This is a genomic window from Psychrobacillus sp. AK 1817 (assembly GCF_008807035.1).
In the GTDB taxonomy this organism is placed as follows: domain Bacteria; phylum Bacillota; class Bacilli; order Bacillales_A; family Planococcaceae; genus Psychrobacillus; species Psychrobacillus faecigallinarum.
The window spans coordinates 2,327,886-2,343,222 of record NZ_CP031739.1 but is presented as its reverse complement, the minus strand read 5'-3'; the positions used below and the strand labels follow the sequence as shown (position 1 = coordinate 2,343,222).

The window sequence follows — 15,337 nt, the reverse complement described above, 5'->3', positions numbered from 1 at the left end:
GATGATTTTATTGTTATTTGGATTTATTCTTTTATTTATTACGATATTACAGGCGTTCATTCCGGTATTTTTAAAGCCAACGCTCATCTTCGGTTTAAATGTTCCTGATCAGCATGCAAAGGATAAGGAAATACTTCTACTAAAAAAAAGATATACCGGAGTCGTTCTCTCGGTTGGCTTAGTTATCTTTGCGATCTATTTAGTATGGGCGCTCAGTCAAAAGCCTGCAGAGGAGACTCTTGCCCTTGTTAGTGTGGGGATTCAATTTGTCGTTCTTTTTTTGAGTATCGCTTATTACTTTATCATGCATACAAGAATGAAGAAGTTAAAAGAGGAGCGTCGTTGGTACTCAGATAAAAACGAAGTGAGAGTAGTGGATTTGAAGTTCCATGAAAAGCTTCAATTACTTCCAAAAATGGCTTTTATCGTCCCAATGGTTGTAACAATCGGACTTATCGTTTATACAATTATGAAATATCCACAGATGCCGGAATTGATTCCTACCCATTGGGGTCCAACAGGGGAAGCAGATGCATTTAGTAAGAAAAGTTATTTTACTGCCATTTCTCTTCCACTGATATTATTGGTTGTTCAGGGAATGTTTTTATTTACAAGCGAGGGGATAAAATTATCAGGAACAAGTATAAGCCCTCGAAACAAAAAAACCTCTGTAAAGCAGCAGCTAGCATTTCGAAAATATTCAAGCTGGCTTTCTTTTGTCATGTCGGTAGCGATTACTTTGATGATGGGGTATTTTCAGTTACAAACCATTCATCCGGAAATAACCTCCTCGATAGTTATGCTTGTCCTGCCACTTGGGTTTTTGGTCCTAGCTTTTGCTAGCGTTGCTATTTTTACAATAAAAGTAGGGCAAGGTGGTTCACGTATAAAAGTAGGGGAGGATGAAGCAGAAGTAAATCATCATATTACATCTGTAGACGATGATCAGTTTTGGAAGGGCGGTATTTTCTATATTAACAAAGACGACCCTAGCATTTTTGTGGAAAAACGTTTTGGAGTCGGTTGGTCCATTAACTTTGCAAGACCATTAGCCTGGTTATTTATTTTAGGTCCCATTCTTCTCATTCTTGCTATTTCGTTTCTTCTGTAAAACGATGTCCCTAGAGTATAAAATGCTCTAGGGATTATTTTTATGTTGCGCATATACAAAGAGACAAAGGATATAGGAATCCCCAATTATCTAGATAGGTTATTTTATTCCATCTAAGAATGTGAAATAAGACAATGTATGTGAAAACATTTTTTTAATCATTTATTTGGAAAAGCGGCAAGTTGCTCAATATAATTTTATTCAAAGATCAATTTGATCCTTGTTCAATAATTGTCTTTCACTTAGAATCTCATAGATCATTGTTTTTAATAGCATTGCACGTTTTGCTGTAGAATATTTTTCATGGACCATTTTATATCCCTCTTCAGTAATTTTCATTCGCTCTTCAGAATGATGTAAATAGTAAAAAGCTTTTTCTATGAAATTATTTTCATCAATCTCTACATAATTGACCCCAGGGATAAAACCTAAGTCAGCTAGCTCCTTGGAGGAGGAAGCAAGCAATAAAGTCTTGCAAGCAAGGACTTCATAGTATTTAGTAATGGGATAATTATAAATAGAATCACATGTAAAAAACATTTTAGCGCGGTTAATTTCTCTGGCATATTGCTCACCAATAAATATATTATTTTCTTTCTCTTCATATATATCCCGATATCCAGGGTGCTCGTGATAAACAAAACCATTGTGCCCATACATGGTTTGGACAATCTTCTCACGAAGTGGATAAACCCATCCTGTAACTGCTCCCATTAGCAACCAGTCAATATCCTTTTCTATCTTATAATCTTTGAAAATGTTTGTATTCGTATGTTGGGGAAGCCACCGTAACCGCTCTTTAAATTCAGGGTACCATTCATAAAACTTGTCACGGTAAATAGAGAAGATATAAGGGACATCATTATTCCAAATAAACTCTTTTCTTTTGTTAATAGCGTAATGAAGATCATGTATAATAATACCAAAAGGAATGGATATCGAAGGCCAACCTGTTACTTCTGGACCTTCCTTCATATCGTTCAATATAATGAAGTCTGGAATATCGTTTATTTTTGATAAAATATCCCTAATATTGCCGGCTTCATGCCATAGAATTAAATTTGATATTTTTGCAAGTTCTTGTGTTAAATAAAAGGAGTTTCTATCGACGTTACGTTTGTTATCAAAGGTAATAAATAAAATGGTTAATTTTTTTTTCATAACTTTACACCTCCCTAAAACTCATGGTTACCTAAATTAGTAATCCAATTTAAGTATTCCTTAATATTTTGATCAAGGTTATTTTTGGAGAGGACGCTTTTTCTTGCCCTTTTTCCAACTTTTTTGCGTAATTTGCTGTTATTTAGGAGTTCTTGAGTCTGTAATATTGCAATATTGTCGTTTATAACAGGAAATGTAAAGCCAGTTAATTTATCAGTTACTATTTCATTGCTGCCACCAATATCTGTGCAAACGATTGGGCATTCACACGCTTGTGCTTCTAGTAAATTTAGTGGGTATCCTTCAGATAAAGAAGTAGAAAGAAATACTCCTCTAGATTGAGTTATTAATGAGTAGTAAGAGGGCATTTTTTCAAATGGTACGTTAGGAAGTAAAATTATTTCGTCTGAGAGATTAGACTGTAGTACTTTTTCATTGAAGAGGTGGACATCTGGACTGGAAGTGATATCGCTCACAATTGCTAATTTAACTAATGAATTTTTAGTTTTAATTGCAGTAAAAATACTTAATAGCTTCTCCCAGTTTTTATTGCTATCTAGTCTACCGACCCAACCAATTATAGGAATACCTTTCCAAGTTTTTAACTTTGGATACATATTTACTATTGCATTTGTTGATTGTTTATAAAAAACAGAGGTATCTATTGGATTTCTTGCAACAAAGATAGGCAGATCTTTTCTATTTGTTAGATTAGCTTTTGCAATTTCCGCTACATAACTACTTGGTACAACTATAGCCTTTACATAGCCTTTATCTTGTCCACTATTTATTTTGTATAGTTCCTGTGAAATACTTGAGTTATAACCGTGGAATTCAAAAATTACTTTGCCTTGATAGTCAATACGTTCTAGTTCTTCAATGTTATAAAGTGTATTGATAAATGTCACAATGTTAAATTGATATTTTTGGATGTAAGCCCCTAAATCTTTTTCTATAGAAGATATATGATAGGGAATATCCTTATAGAGTGATGCGCCTGAACCACCATGATAAAAATAAGCATGTGCATTAACATCCAGAGAGGTCAAAATTCTCAAACGGTTATAAAGTGCAGTTTCTACTCCTCCCTGATAACAGGCCCAACTAATGGTTAAAGAACTTGGGTAATCTATTTTTTTTTTTCTATATCCTATAAATTCTAAGAATCGTGAAAATAACTTTATTTTATTTGTTAGCCATTTTCTAGCAGGATTATCCATTGTTCGTTCGATAGGGTGAACAAAAAACACATTTTCATTCTCTAGAGCTATTTCTATTTCGCTAATTGATAGAGGGGTCCATCCTACAAATTCCGCACATTCACTAGGATATGGTCTGTGTTTACCGCCGCACCGTACAGCAAGGGTCGCATATAGTATTTCTTCGAGCGCATATACATCTGTTACCTGGAAAAGTGTTTCTAGTTTATCAATGTCTAAATTGGTGATCATTTTTTTAACAATTTCTTTACGGTATACCTGCATGGAATTAAGGGAGCCGCAAAAGTAATCTGTTCCAAAAAAAGGTTGCCATATTGCCCATTCGCTCCACATGTTCATTCCAGGAACCCAGTGGGGAGCATCCAGGGGTGAACGTTGGATTCCCATATTAATTCCCATGCAGTCATACCCCTGCATATGTTTATTTAAATACTTTTCATATCCTTTTTTTATAAACATAACATCTGAATCCAAATTAACTAGATAATCATAGTCTATTTGTATTTCTTCAAGCCACGTCATGATATCCAAAAAAAAGCGACCTAATTTTTCTTTTTTCAAAGGTCTACTTTTGGGACAAATAGGTATATTGGATTTTAATCCAAATTTGGTATCCAATCCGCCGTTGTAAAGGATAACTTTACAGCCTGGATTATAGTATTTAATATTTTTTATTTGATTAACCAGCACTTCTTCATTCTCATGTGCTAATATTGCAAAGCATATCAACTTAAATTCTCCTCAACTTCCTAAAAAACAGGGAATAATCTCCTGTCTGTAATGAATGTTTTAACTTTCCGTTTATGTATTTTATTCAGTAATTAGTTTCTGATCTAAGTTAAAATGCACAGTCTAATCCGAATAACCTTAAAGTTTTTTTGAAAAGGAATGGAGGGAGAAGAGAGTGAAAAGATGTGATTTAGGATAAAAAACATTTAAATATTTGGTGTAGTTGGAATGTGAGGAACGTGGAGAAAAATGGATAAACAATAAATTATTTTTTAGTTGTAAAAAGATAATGGTAGCTTATCCACTTTTAAAGAGAAAGGAAATTTCCTGAGAACGAGCATGCCTAACTATAACAACTATACTTTATGTAAATAGAGACAGGCTATAAAAGCCCATCTCATGAAGGAAACTGAAATAACTTGGAGGTACATGAATCCTTAATTAGCAGGATTCACCGCCAACATAGCCGCCTTTGCCATGCCCCAAAGTACCAATTACGATAATTAAAAGAATAAATAATACTACTAATAAAGCGAATCCTGATCCGAAGCCGACTCCACCAACGTTACCGCCAGTGTTGCCACAGTAACCGCCATATCCGCCAGTGTTACCACCACCATAGCCGCCACAATAATTTGAATAACTCATTATTACCACCTCCTCGCTAAGAGTTATCTTATTTTATGTGGGGAATTATGGTTAGACTGATGAATATGTAGTAGTTCTCCATATTTTTTTATTTTTAAATAGAAGAAAAAATGAAAACAAAAAAACGAGCAGTTATTATAACTGTTCGCTCTTTGCTTCATTCATATTTTCTGTAACCGTCCAATGTTTAGATGGAATAATATTTTGATTTAGCTTTTGGACGAAATTATGTGCATCTTCATAGTTCGTAAAAGTTTTATCTAATTGGCTATTAGAATTTTTTAAGGTCTCTGTTGTACCATTTAATTGACGGGTAATAAGAAACATAGGTACACCTCCGACTATGACTTTTTATGTATACGATTATATCAACAAAAATAATGGAAAGGAATAAATATACAGATTTATATTCTTATTGTTATTTTATTGTAATATAACGACCATTTATTTTAAAAATAAACAAGTATAACTATGAAAGTAAATATGTTACAAAAAGATATTTATTTTTAGTGATTAATGGAGACTTTTGTTTGTGGGATCAAAATCTGCAGATTGGAGTTATGGAGGAGTTAAATAACGTTGTCTAAAATATGATATTACAAAGCAGGCTCTCGGATGTTTAATAAAGAGCCAATTTAGGATTATCTCTTCGACCATTAATTTATGGTAACTGGTAGCAGTCATTCACTTTTAAATAGAGATATCTATTGATTTTCCTTTTCCATCAGCTTTCGAACGTTTTCTTTTGGGTTCCAACAATTAAATTTATATGTGGGAGCAGTTTGAAAGCCCAACCTTTTGCATTTATAAAACATTCCGTTTTTCGTTTTTTCACTGATGAAATGAATACAAGTTGCACAGCAATGGAAATCCTTCATGCTATAACCTCCTAAACATAGTGCTTGGCAGGGTAGAGATAATTATGTATATGAAATAGAAAAAAGAATGGTGCAGAAGGATCTTGCTGGGGGAAAGAGAACGTATGGAATAAAAATCACAGAGATGTTCATTTTTTGTATCTGTTCCCATACATCAAATAACTAGAAAAATGTAGGCTTTGGAACAAAAATTCCAAAGCCTAAACAGTTGTCTGTTATTTACTTACTCTTCGTCAAACACTTCAACTTTTTCCATTTTATCGCCATTTTTCATAGCTTTTGCAGCTTCTAAACCGCTTGTTACTTTACCGAAAACAGTGTGAACACCGTTTAGATGTGGTTGTGGTTCGTGCACGATGAAGAATTGGCTTGATCCAGTGTCTTTTCCTGCATGAGCCATAGAAAGGCTTCCTGCTTCGTGTTTGTGTGGGTTTCCAGCAGTTTCACATTTGATTGTTTTGCCGCTTCCGCCCATGCCTGTACCAGTTGGATCTCCACCTTGGCTTACAAAGCCAGGAATAACACGGTGAAATACTACACCGTTGTAAAAACCACTGTTAGCTAATTCTTCAAAGTTTGCTACTGTGTTTGGTGCTTCGTTTGGATATAATTCAAATTCAATTTTGTCCCCAGATTCCATAAGGAAATAACCTTTTTTCGTCATTATAAAACACTCCTTTTGTAATAAAAAATTCTTTCACAGTATAGCATGAACTCTAGCTTTTTCCAAAGAACATAACTGCAAAGAGGCTTAATAGATGATTAGAAAGAACCAGCCACCTCCGAAGTAAAATTATTCATTCAGCTTTTAAATTCAAAAATTTTGGAAAACAACGTGTAAAAAAGAATAACATCTAAGCAGAGTGTCTATTGCAAACTAGTGTTAAAAGTAAAGCTTAATTTTTCCAATTGATGTACAATGATAGTTAAATACTTCATATTTCATACTCAACAATGGTAGATTCTTAAGTAAGAACCTATCCTAAAAAGCTTAGGTTAATTAGTCTAAAGTAGGTTTTTGGGTAACTCGTTATTATTTACTTAAGAATACAGATTAATAATTATCCTATATACGCTCCAAGTTCAAATTCATACGTTTTAGTTTATATATTAAATAATGCAAGGAGTATTTTTATGACAGAATATTTATCTTTAAAAGACCACGTTTATAATTATATAGTAGAAAAGATTAACAATGGAGAATTAATCGCCAATAGTAAAGTAAATGAAACCGCGATTAGTGAAAGTTTAAAGGTTAGTAGAACTCCAGTTAGAGAGGCACTTATACAGCTTTCTTCCGAAGGTCTATTAGATAATGTGCCAAGAAAAGGGTTCGTGATAAAAAAACTTACAAAGGAAGAAGCGAAAGAAACGTATTTTATTATTGGTGCATTGGATGGCTTAGCTGCTTCACTTTCAGCACCGCTCTTGACTGAGAACCACATGAAGGAAATGGATTTCTATATACAGAGTATTGAACTAGCAATAAATACGGAAAATTTCCAAATGTATCATAAAATGCAGGAAGCTTTTCATAATGTCTATCTTTCGGTGTGTCCAAACAAAAGCCTTGTAAGCCTTCTATTAAAATCAGAAAAAAGATTTTTAAAGAGCGTTTATCATTTTGAAGACAAGGAAGAGCTGAAAAAAAGGCTCTTAGTGACGAACGATGAACATAGAAAGATGTTGGAGCTTTTTAAAAATGGTGAGTTAGGTGAATTAGAAAGGTATATAAAAGAAGTACATTGGGATACAGATAAAGTGGAGATAATACCATTGTAGAAAATATAAAGGACAGTAGACAACTCAAGTCAATTGAGTCTGTCTATTTTTTTATGTGACAGTTAATGGTCAAATACAAAAGGATTCGGAATGAACTTATTCCGAATCCTTTTGTATTATGTAAGGGTTTGATTTATAAACATTACTTCAAATAATGTAAATAATTATTTTATTGTAAAAATTAAAAACATAAAATATAATATACAATAAGAGAAAATGAATTTAATATACAATATGCATAAATATATTATAATGGTTACTTTTGCTTTTGAAACGAAGATGTATTTAAAGGAGATGGGATAATTGATTCAAAAAAACTTTGAACTAGCGAAAAAATTACGACATACATTACATCAGCATCCAGAGCTCTCTAACGAGGAGGTTTGGACAAAAAAATATTTAATAGATTTTTTGAAAGCGTATACAAAACTAGAAATCGTAGATAAAGGAAATTGGTTCTATGCGGTTTATCGTGCCGGCTTAGATAAGCCTAGCATTGCATTCCGTGCAGATTATGATGCACTACCAATGGATGAGGTCATTGATCTTCCTTGGGCTTCTCAATTTCCCGGAAAAGCACATAAATGTGGACATGATGGTCATGCTGCAACATTAGCAGGATTTGCACTTGAAATTAATGAGAAGGGTGCAGACAAAAATATTTTCTTTCTTTTCCAGCCTGCTGAAGAGACTGGAGATGGTGCTATTCAATGCGTAGAATTAATTAAGGAACACAATATTGATGAAATTTTTGCTTACCATAATATGAGTGGATTATCTTATAAGGCTGTTGGGATTATTGATGGTACAAGTTTTTGTGCTTCAAAAGGGATGACGATACATTTGGAAGGTTCTCCTGCCCATGCAAGTCAGCCAGAAACTGGTACCAATCCATCTTTAGCTTTTGCTAATATTATCAAAGCAATTTCCGAATTTACATCTCCAGAAAAAAGCAAAGGTCTTGTTTTATGCACGGTCGTACAAATTGATGTTGGTGAAAAAGCTTTTGGTATTGCAGCTTCTAAAGGAGATCTTCGAATAACAATTCGAGCTCTATACGAAGAAGAGTTGGAACAACTTCAAGAAAATCTTGAAAACTTCGCGAAAGCTCAAGGTGTAGAACACGGGTTAAAAGTAAGTTTCTCTTATAACGACGAATTCCCAGAAACTATAAACCATAAAGAAAGTGCCGATAAGATTCGCTTAGCTGCAAAATCCAAAAACATAGAATTAATTGAATTAGATGAGGCTTTCCGTGGCTCTGAAGACTTTGGTCACTATACAAAATTAACAAAGGGTGCCTATTGTTTTATTGGTACAATACGGTTTTTTTGATGCCCGCTAATCAAATATGAACATTCTTATTTTTATTTTTCAAAACTTTCTTAAATTAATTGAACACTGCTAATACATCTCATACTGACATGCACACTATGTCACAAGTGAGGTGTATTTTTGTATATTTTATACCAAACAAAAAGGCCCCAGATAGGGCCGTATTATTTAATAGAAAAAGAGCTATCTCTTATAGTTTTTCAAAATTAAGAATTCAAAATCCTACTCCTGTTAACCAAACTAATATCGTTACGATTTGATCCATATAATTTTCACCTCCTATTTTCAAAAATAGGGTAAAATATAATGAATCTACCAAAATATTCATAATTGAATAACATACAAAACCAATTTAATAAGTATATTAGTGGAGGGGATTGGTACATGTTAGGTAAATTAATAAAAAAAATAAGAACTTCCAAAGGATTTACCCAAGCAGAAATAGCTAAAAGTGCTCATATTTCACAAAGTAATTATTCGAAGTTTGAGGTAGATGCAATTGAAATAAGAGCTACCTCATTTATGATGATTTATGATGATTCTTGATAAAGTCGGGTTGGATTTAGAGGAATTTGAATTTATCAAAAATGGTTATAGTTATTCAGATAAAAGGAAACTATTAATTAAATTTTTTTATGCCCCTTATAACAGTAATTTAAAATTAAAAGAAATTTATAATGAATGTGAACTAATTCTAAATAGTAGATACGATGAGGATATAAAAGACATTAGAACGTTATGTAGTGCATTGATTCACTTGAATAACGACAATGACATTGAGCAAGCTCGTATACCTGCTTTTGAGATTTGGGATAGATTAAAAAAAATGGAACAACTATATATTTCCGACATCTATCTTTTTAATGCAATTATGTTTATATTTCCATTAGAAACAATAATGGAAACAAGGAATTTTATACAAAAAAGTATTGACCGGTATAAAAACTTCCAAAACATCGATCGTATGTCAATAAACATAATACTTAACCTATCATATCTATATATTTCTAATAAAAAATACTCAGAGGCATTAACAGAGATCTTAAATATAGAACCCAAATGCAAACAATTAAATGCTTATATTCCGCTTGCTATATGTTACATTCGTAAAGGAATTTGCATGGAACGAACTGGGAGTGAGGAACAAGGTAAACAATGGATTAAGAAAGGGTTAAACATTGTCGAGGTATTAGAAGAGGAGAAGTTGCTGGAAGCACTTAAATTAGAATTAACATTGTAATATCCAAAATTTAGAGGGTTATTCTTATCTTGCCCTTTACAAAGTAATATATTCGTAATAACTCCCTCTAATAGCTAGAGAAAAATATGAATATATTTTTCTAACAAATTAAAGGGAGTTATTGTACACCTGGAACTAATAGAGGTTAAGGTTATATGCCATAAATTACTTAATAGTATAGGGTATTGTCATCCCATTTTTGCCATGTAACAACGTTTGTTTTTTGTTGGATATTAAAGGTAAACCCACCTGTAATTCCACCTCTTTCGAAGTTAATACCTGCTTCGCCACCGACATCAGCATTAAAAGTTGAGTAAGAATGAATATATTTAATACCATAGAATAATTGTGAAGATGATTTTTTAGTTACATATACAGTTGCGTATCCATCAAACTGACCATCGTCAACAACTGTGAACATAACTATTCCCTGACCTTTTTGCCCTACATCTGAAACTGAAGATACGTTGTTATCTCCCGCTGAGCCATAATATGTAGCGGCACTTGGGTCCCATTCAATAGAAACTGGATCTTCTGTTGCAGAATAAACTTCTCCAATTGATGCATCCCACATTCCACTGATGCGATAATAAGAATCTCCAGAACGTTTTGAAGAATAAGCAGTTAAAGTCACATCATTAGACTTAACAGCATTAATTGAGATTCCTTCGTTCCCTTTAGGTTTAATTGCAAATTCAACTCCAACTTCATCGAGTTTTTTTGTTAAAGTATCGGTACTTTCATTGTTGTTTTTAACGACATTATACATAAAACGATCAAACTCTTCGTCAGATAGTTGGGCAATTGATTTGGTAAGATTAGTGCCTTTTAAATCTAAAGAAGATAAGCTAGTCTCATTAAAAATATTTGATAATTGAACTTCAGTTTTCTGTTCATATTCCTTCTCAGAAATGCTACTAGCTTCGGTAGTAGAGCTACCCATTATAGATAGGCCTAAAATAAATGGAGATAATGCAAACAATAAATTTTTCTTCTTCAAAATCTTCAGCTCCTTTATAATTGTTTTTAACCTCTATAAAAATATTATAATTTTTAGAACATTTAATTGTTTATAATATTCATAAATGAATATTATGTGAAGAGGGATACTGATAAACTATAATAAAAAATATGTAATAACTAAATTCAAAGGGGAAATAGTTATGAAGAGGCTCATAATCATACTAATAGGGATCTGCAGCATATTAACCGCTTGTAACAATGCAGAACCTGAAATCACAATTGGAACGGTAATTTCTAACTTAACAGAAGAAGATTTCAATACCTTAGGGCGACCAGTTGAATACAGCGAATCAAAAAAAGAAGACTTTAAAAAACTTACTTTCAATTTCTATATGGAGCATAAAAGTGATACAGAAAGAAAAATTGAAATGTTTGATAATTGGAGCGGTGTATTAGATAATCATGACCAAATAAAGCGTTATTGGGGAGGGAAGGGTACTTCACAAGATAACTCTGAGGAGAGTTTTGCTGAATATCAATATGAGCTGACTTTTTATTCAAAAGGATTAAGTGAAGAGGATATTAAAGAAATATTTAATGAATCAGAGATAGTTGTTGAGTGGACAAATGGCGACGGTTCTCAGAGTGAAACATTTATTATTGGAGATACAATTACATTTGAATAATTTACACGATATATAAAGTATTTTAAAAAGTCTAGAAATTTTTGTCCAATTTTGAGGCAATAATTTCCGGACTTAATGAAAAAAGAACAATAATTTTACACACAGGATTTTTTTCTGTCCAATTTCGACGTTTTAATGTTAACAGAATACTGACTATTATCCTTTTAGAAATAAGTGAAAGACGAAATAGGGGAAACTTCAAATAATTTTATTAGGTTTACAAACAATTCGTATAATCGTAATTAACTCAAATAACCTGCTGTACTTAAAACGGCCAATACCCTTATATGACAGTGTTTTGGTCGTTTTAGTTAGGAGTTAATGTTGTTGAAAGAAGGATGAACGCAAAAATGCCGGAATATCGAGCAAATAGGATGAATTAAAGGAAAAAAGGGTAGTTTTCAACCGAGGTGGAGAAAAGGATGTCAGGAGATCCGAGCTTTCAATTATTAATTTATTTAAAAACAGATAGGAACAAATTGGATGGTTATGTTAAGATTTGAATAAGATTGTGAAGGTTTTCACTTAAACTAACGCAGCAGTTTAGTTGAATAAGAAATTATAAATACAATTGTTCAGCAACAGGAGAAAAAATGGAATATAAAGACTTAGCAATACACTTTACAGATGAATTTGAAGAGTACAAGCGTTACTTACAAGAACATATTGAATTTAATGGTGAAATCCTAAATCATGTCTTCTTTGGTGAATGCAGCAATTATTTTAATGAACTCATTGGAAAAGAGAAGGATATACCAAAGATAAAGGAATTAACATCCACCTAGATTTATGCTCAACTTTTATCACGTTAACCCAATTTTTCAACTTGTTATAGTCACAGAAACCTTTAATGATATGAGCGGAGAGGAACAACCAGAGGCTGTACGTCTAATGACTATACATCAATCAAAGAGCTTAGAGTTTCCTGTTGTATTTACAAGTAATATAAGCCGGTTTCATGATCAAGCTGGTATCCGGCATATCGAAAAGGATTATCCTTAACTTGGTCAGCTTCACTTGCTTCCAGTATATTACCCCATGCATCGTATTCATATGTCGCAATCTTCTCGTCATTAACATCCGTTAATGCAATGACATCTCCATGCACGTTATAATGATAGAAGAAGGTTTGCGATACATAAGTATACCCATTTTATGTAAACAAGCCGGGACTTTATCAGTTCATAAAGGTACATTAACACAAGCAATGGATACGTATATTGTTGAAATCCAAGGGAATGGTGGGCATAGCTCACAACCTCATAAGACAATTGATGCCAACATGATTATGAACCAAGTTTATACAAGCTTAAATTTATTGTTAACACGTGAAGCTCCTCCAAATGCGAATGTAACATTTTCTGTCGGGGCAATGAGTGGGGGAACTGTTACAAATGTCATTCCTGACAAGGCGATTTTACAGGGCAATATGAGAAGCTATGATCAAATGACACGGGATCATTTATGTAAACGAATACCGGAGATGATTGACCATGTAGTAAAAGCATGGCGCGGAGAATACAGTTTGATTGAATTCCATACACCAACCACATTTAACAACCCTGAATTCGTTGAAGAAATAATGCCCACCCTAGAAAAAGTAATGGGCCTCGAGAACATTATCGAGAATGGAGTAATGAGTGGTTCAGAAGATTTCTCTTATATTTCTCAATCTGTACAGTCTGCATTTCTTATTTTAGGGACAGGTAAAGAAGGAGAGGCACCGGTTCATAATCCACGCATGCAACAAAAGGAAGAAATCTTTAAATATGGTGCTAGTTTACATGCGAATGTGGCAATAGAGTGGTTGAAGCAACAACATAAATAATATATTGAAAAAATTTGCCTAGTAGTATGTAATAAGATTCCTATAGGGATACCAAAATTAGAGCGCTTTGGTTCAGAGCTTCGTGTTACCAAGTATGTAGAGAAGCAGTACAACTAATCATTTTCCTCCTTTTTATAGGGAGGATTTTTTGATTATTAGCTAAATTATATGTATGTTGAGAATATCTCATATGACAGCCTTATGCCTAGACTTGGGATGTTTCCAAAAACGTAGCGACAATTACCAGTGATTTGTAGTTGAGTGATGTTTAAAACCGCTAAGGGATAGGAATTATTTTTCTACAATTTATATAGTATTAAACAAATGGATGTAAGCACAGCATGAAAGTGGTACGATACAAAAAGAGGTGAATTATATGAACGGACAAAATAGAAAAGATATTCATGCAGGACTAGAAGTGTATATAATTTTGAAAAAGGATCAGCGCTCAGGCAATAAAACAAAGGGAGTAGTTCAAGATATTTTAACGAATTCAACCTTTCATCCACACGGCATTAAAGTAAGATTGACGGACGGTCAAATAGGCAGAGTCTGCGAAATTATAAAATAAAGGCTTAATAGGGGTCTGTACATACATTAACAGTAAAGGGAGAGCGAGAAAAGATGCAGGTAGAATCTCAAATATTAGAGTGGTTTGAACATTTTCATAAATATCCGGAAGTTAGCTGGAAGGAATTCGAAACAACCAATAAAATTGCTGAAATCCTTGATTCACTAGAAGTTCCTTACCGACGATTTGAAGATGTAACAGGTCTCTTGGCAGAAATAGGCGAGGGAAAAGAAGTGATTGCAATTCGTGCAGATATCGATGCATTATGGCAGGAGGTAGACGGGATATACCGAGCAAATCATTCTTGTGGTCATGATGCAAATATTTCAATGGTTTTAGGAGCTCTTCTTTTATTGAAGGATGCAAAGCTGGATAAACGTATTCGCTTTATATTCCAGCCTGCTGAGGAAAAGGGAAATGGTGCCAATTCTATGATTGATAGAGGGGCACTAGAGGATGTTACCCATCTCTTTGGAGTGCATTTAAGACCCGTGGAAGAGCTACCTTTTGGTAAGGTGGCACCAGCGATACACCACGGTGCAGCAATGTTCCTTGAAGGGAAAATTAAAGGGATTGATGCACATGGAGCTCGACCTCATCAAGGAAAGAATGCGATTGATGTAGCAGTTGCAATCCATCAATCCTTAAAAAACCTATACTTTTCTCCTTTTGAGGCATACTCTGCAAAACTGACGAAAATACAGGCTGGTGGGGAAAGTTCCAATATTATCCCTGGTACAGCAAGCTTCTCGATCGATGCACGTGCTCAAAAAAACAATGTGCTTAAACAAATGAAAGACCAAATTGAGAAAAACTTACTTACTCTTCAAGGGCTTTTTGATATAGAAATAGAATGGGAGTGGCAAGATATTACTCCTGGAGCAGAAGTTTCAAAAGAAGCCGCTTCAATAGCTAGAGAAGGTATCATTGAAGCGATTGGAACAGAGAACCTAGCAGAAGAGGTTATCACATCTGGTAGTGATGATTTCCATTTTTATACGATTAGACAGCCGAAATTGAAGGCTGCAATGATTGGCATAGGAGCAGACCTTTCTCCTGGTCTTCATCATCCTCATATGACTTTTGATCGCAAAGCCCTATATCTCGGTGCTCAAGTGCTTATGAAAGCGCTTTTAAAAATTGCTAAAAAAGATTGACGTAATTTTAATAAAAGATTAATATATC

At 33.6% G+C, this 15,337-nt stretch carries 18 protein-coding genes; 11 read left to right on the top strand and 7 right to left on the bottom strand.

Annotated features, from left to right (window positions below; genetic code table 11):
• Nucleotide 1: 1 nt before the first annotated feature.
• On the top strand, nucleotides 2-1,111 hold the full coding sequence (locus D0S48_RS11575) for a DUF1648 domain-containing protein (RefSeq protein WP_191963798.1): 1,110 nt from the start codon (nucleotides 2-4) through the stop codon (nucleotides 1,109-1,111).
• 201 nt (nucleotides 1,112-1,312) lie between these two features.
• Here D0S48_RS11575 and D0S48_RS11570 read toward each other — a convergent pair whose 3' ends face one another.
• The 5 genes from D0S48_RS11570 to D0S48_RS11550 all read right to left on the bottom strand — a co-directional run bounded on the left by D0S48_RS11570 (nucleotide 1,313) and on the right by D0S48_RS11550 (nucleotide 6,411).
• The gene (locus D0S48_RS11570) at nucleotides 1,313-2,272 is read right to left on the bottom strand and encodes a glycosyltransferase (protein ID WP_151111790.1); all 960 of its coding nucleotides are present in this window, start codon (nucleotides 2,270-2,272) and stop codon (nucleotides 1,313-1,315) included.
• A 14-nt stretch (nucleotides 2,273-2,286) separates the two neighbouring features.
• A complete protein-coding gene (locus tag D0S48_RS11565; RefSeq protein ID WP_151111788.1) occupies nucleotides 2,287-4,221 on the bottom strand; it encodes a glycosyltransferase family 4 protein in 1,935 nt (644 codons plus the stop codon).
• 441 nt (nucleotides 4,222-4,662) lie between these two features.
• Nucleotides 4,663-4,869: a YjcZ family sporulation protein gene (locus tag D0S48_RS11560; protein WP_151111786.1), complete on the bottom strand. Its 207-nt coding sequence runs from the start codon at nucleotides 4,867-4,869 to the stop codon at nucleotides 4,663-4,665.
• 135 nt (nucleotides 4,870-5,004) lie between these two features.
• Complete coding sequence (locus D0S48_RS11555) at nucleotides 5,005-5,196, bottom strand: hypothetical protein (protein ID WP_151111784.1); 192 nt, start codon at nucleotides 5,194-5,196, stop codon at nucleotides 5,005-5,007.
• A gap of 774 nt (nucleotides 5,197-5,970) precedes the next feature.
• Nucleotides 5,971-6,411 carry a peptidylprolyl isomerase gene (locus tag D0S48_RS11550; protein ID WP_151111782.1) on the bottom strand — a complete coding sequence of 147 codons (441 nt, stop codon included), beginning with the start codon at nucleotides 6,409-6,411 and terminating at the stop codon, nucleotides 5,971-5,973.
• Between the two features lie 470 nt (nucleotides 6,412-6,881).
• Here D0S48_RS11550 and D0S48_RS11545 point away from each other — a divergent pair, with 470 nt between their 5' ends.
• From D0S48_RS11545 to D0S48_RS11530, 4 genes are all read left to right on the top strand, one after another.
• Nucleotides 6,882-7,529 (top strand): GntR family transcriptional regulator, encoded by a 648-nt coding sequence (locus D0S48_RS11545; protein WP_151111780.1) that lies wholly within the window; start codon nucleotides 6,882-6,884, stop codon nucleotides 7,527-7,529.
• A gap of 303 nt (nucleotides 7,530-7,832) precedes the next feature.
• Entirely contained in the window at nucleotides 7,833-8,864 is a 1,032-nt protein-coding gene (locus tag D0S48_RS11540; protein ID WP_151111778.1) for a M20 metallopeptidase family protein, read from the top strand.
• Between the two features lie 384 nt (nucleotides 8,865-9,248).
• Nucleotides 9,249-9,410 (top strand): helix-turn-helix domain-containing protein, encoded by a 162-nt coding sequence (locus D0S48_RS11535; RefSeq protein WP_151111776.1) that lies wholly within the window; start codon nucleotides 9,249-9,251, stop codon nucleotides 9,408-9,410.
• Nucleotides 9,400-10,104, top strand: a complete 705-nt coding sequence (locus D0S48_RS11530) for an Rgg family transcriptional regulator (RefSeq protein ID WP_191963797.1) — start codon at nucleotides 9,400-9,402, stop codon at nucleotides 10,102-10,104. The genes D0S48_RS11535 and D0S48_RS11530 overlap by 11 nt, the downstream gene beginning before the upstream one ends.
• 169 nt (nucleotides 10,105-10,273) lie before the next feature.
• Here D0S48_RS11530 and D0S48_RS11525 read toward each other — a convergent pair whose 3' ends face one another.
• Nucleotides 10,274-11,104, bottom strand: coding sequence for a hypothetical protein (locus D0S48_RS11525; RefSeq protein ID WP_151111772.1), 831 nt, complete (start codon nucleotides 11,102-11,104; stop codon nucleotides 10,274-10,276).
• A 163-nt stretch (nucleotides 11,105-11,267) separates the two neighbouring features.
• Between D0S48_RS11525 and D0S48_RS11520 the strand changes: the two genes are divergently transcribed.
• The 3 genes from D0S48_RS11520 (at nucleotide 11,268) to D0S48_RS21355 (ending at nucleotide 12,755) form a co-directional block, all read left to right on the top strand.
• Entirely contained in the window at nucleotides 11,268-11,753 is a 486-nt protein-coding gene (locus D0S48_RS11520) for a hypothetical protein (protein WP_151111770.1), read from the top strand.
• A 593-nt stretch (nucleotides 11,754-12,346) separates the two neighbouring features.
• Nucleotides 12,347-12,538: a hypothetical protein gene (locus tag D0S48_RS11515; RefSeq protein ID WP_151111768.1), complete on the top strand. Its 192-nt coding sequence runs from the start codon at nucleotides 12,347-12,349 to the stop codon at nucleotides 12,536-12,538.
• Nucleotides 12,539-12,542: 4 nt separating this feature from the next.
• The gene (locus tag D0S48_RS21355; protein ID WP_151111766.1) at nucleotides 12,543-12,755 is read left to right on the top strand and encodes a 3'-5' exonuclease; all 213 of its coding nucleotides are present in this window, start codon (nucleotides 12,543-12,545) and stop codon (nucleotides 12,753-12,755) included.
• Here D0S48_RS21355 and D0S48_RS21350 read toward each other — a convergent pair.
• On the bottom strand, nucleotides 12,688-12,861 hold the full coding sequence (locus D0S48_RS21350; RefSeq protein WP_151111764.1) for an RHS repeat-associated core domain-containing protein: 174 nt from the start codon (nucleotides 12,859-12,861) through the stop codon (nucleotides 12,688-12,690). The genes D0S48_RS21355 and D0S48_RS21350 overlap by 68 nt on opposite strands.
• A 6-nt stretch (nucleotides 12,862-12,867) precedes the next feature.
• On the opposite strand from D0S48_RS21350, the gene D0S48_RS11500 reads away from it, so the two are divergent.
• The 3 genes from D0S48_RS11500 to D0S48_RS11490 all read left to right on the top strand — a co-directional run bounded on the left by D0S48_RS11500 (nucleotide 12,868) and on the right by D0S48_RS11490 (nucleotide 15,309).
• The gene (locus D0S48_RS11500) at nucleotides 12,868-13,581 is read left to right on the top strand and encodes a M20 metallopeptidase family protein (RefSeq protein ID WP_191963796.1); all 714 of its coding nucleotides are present in this window, start codon (nucleotides 12,868-12,870) and stop codon (nucleotides 13,579-13,581) included.
• A gap of 376 nt (nucleotides 13,582-13,957) precedes the next feature.
• The gene (locus D0S48_RS11495; protein ID WP_151111760.1) at nucleotides 13,958-14,152 is read left to right on the top strand and encodes a YwbE family protein; all 195 of its coding nucleotides are present in this window, start codon (nucleotides 13,958-13,960) and stop codon (nucleotides 14,150-14,152) included.
• A 53-nt stretch (nucleotides 14,153-14,205) separates the two neighbouring features.
• A complete protein-coding gene (locus D0S48_RS11490) occupies nucleotides 14,206-15,309 on the top strand; it encodes an amidohydrolase (protein ID WP_151111758.1) in 1,104 nt (367 codons plus the stop codon).
• Nucleotides 15,310-15,337: the final 28 nt, after the last annotated feature.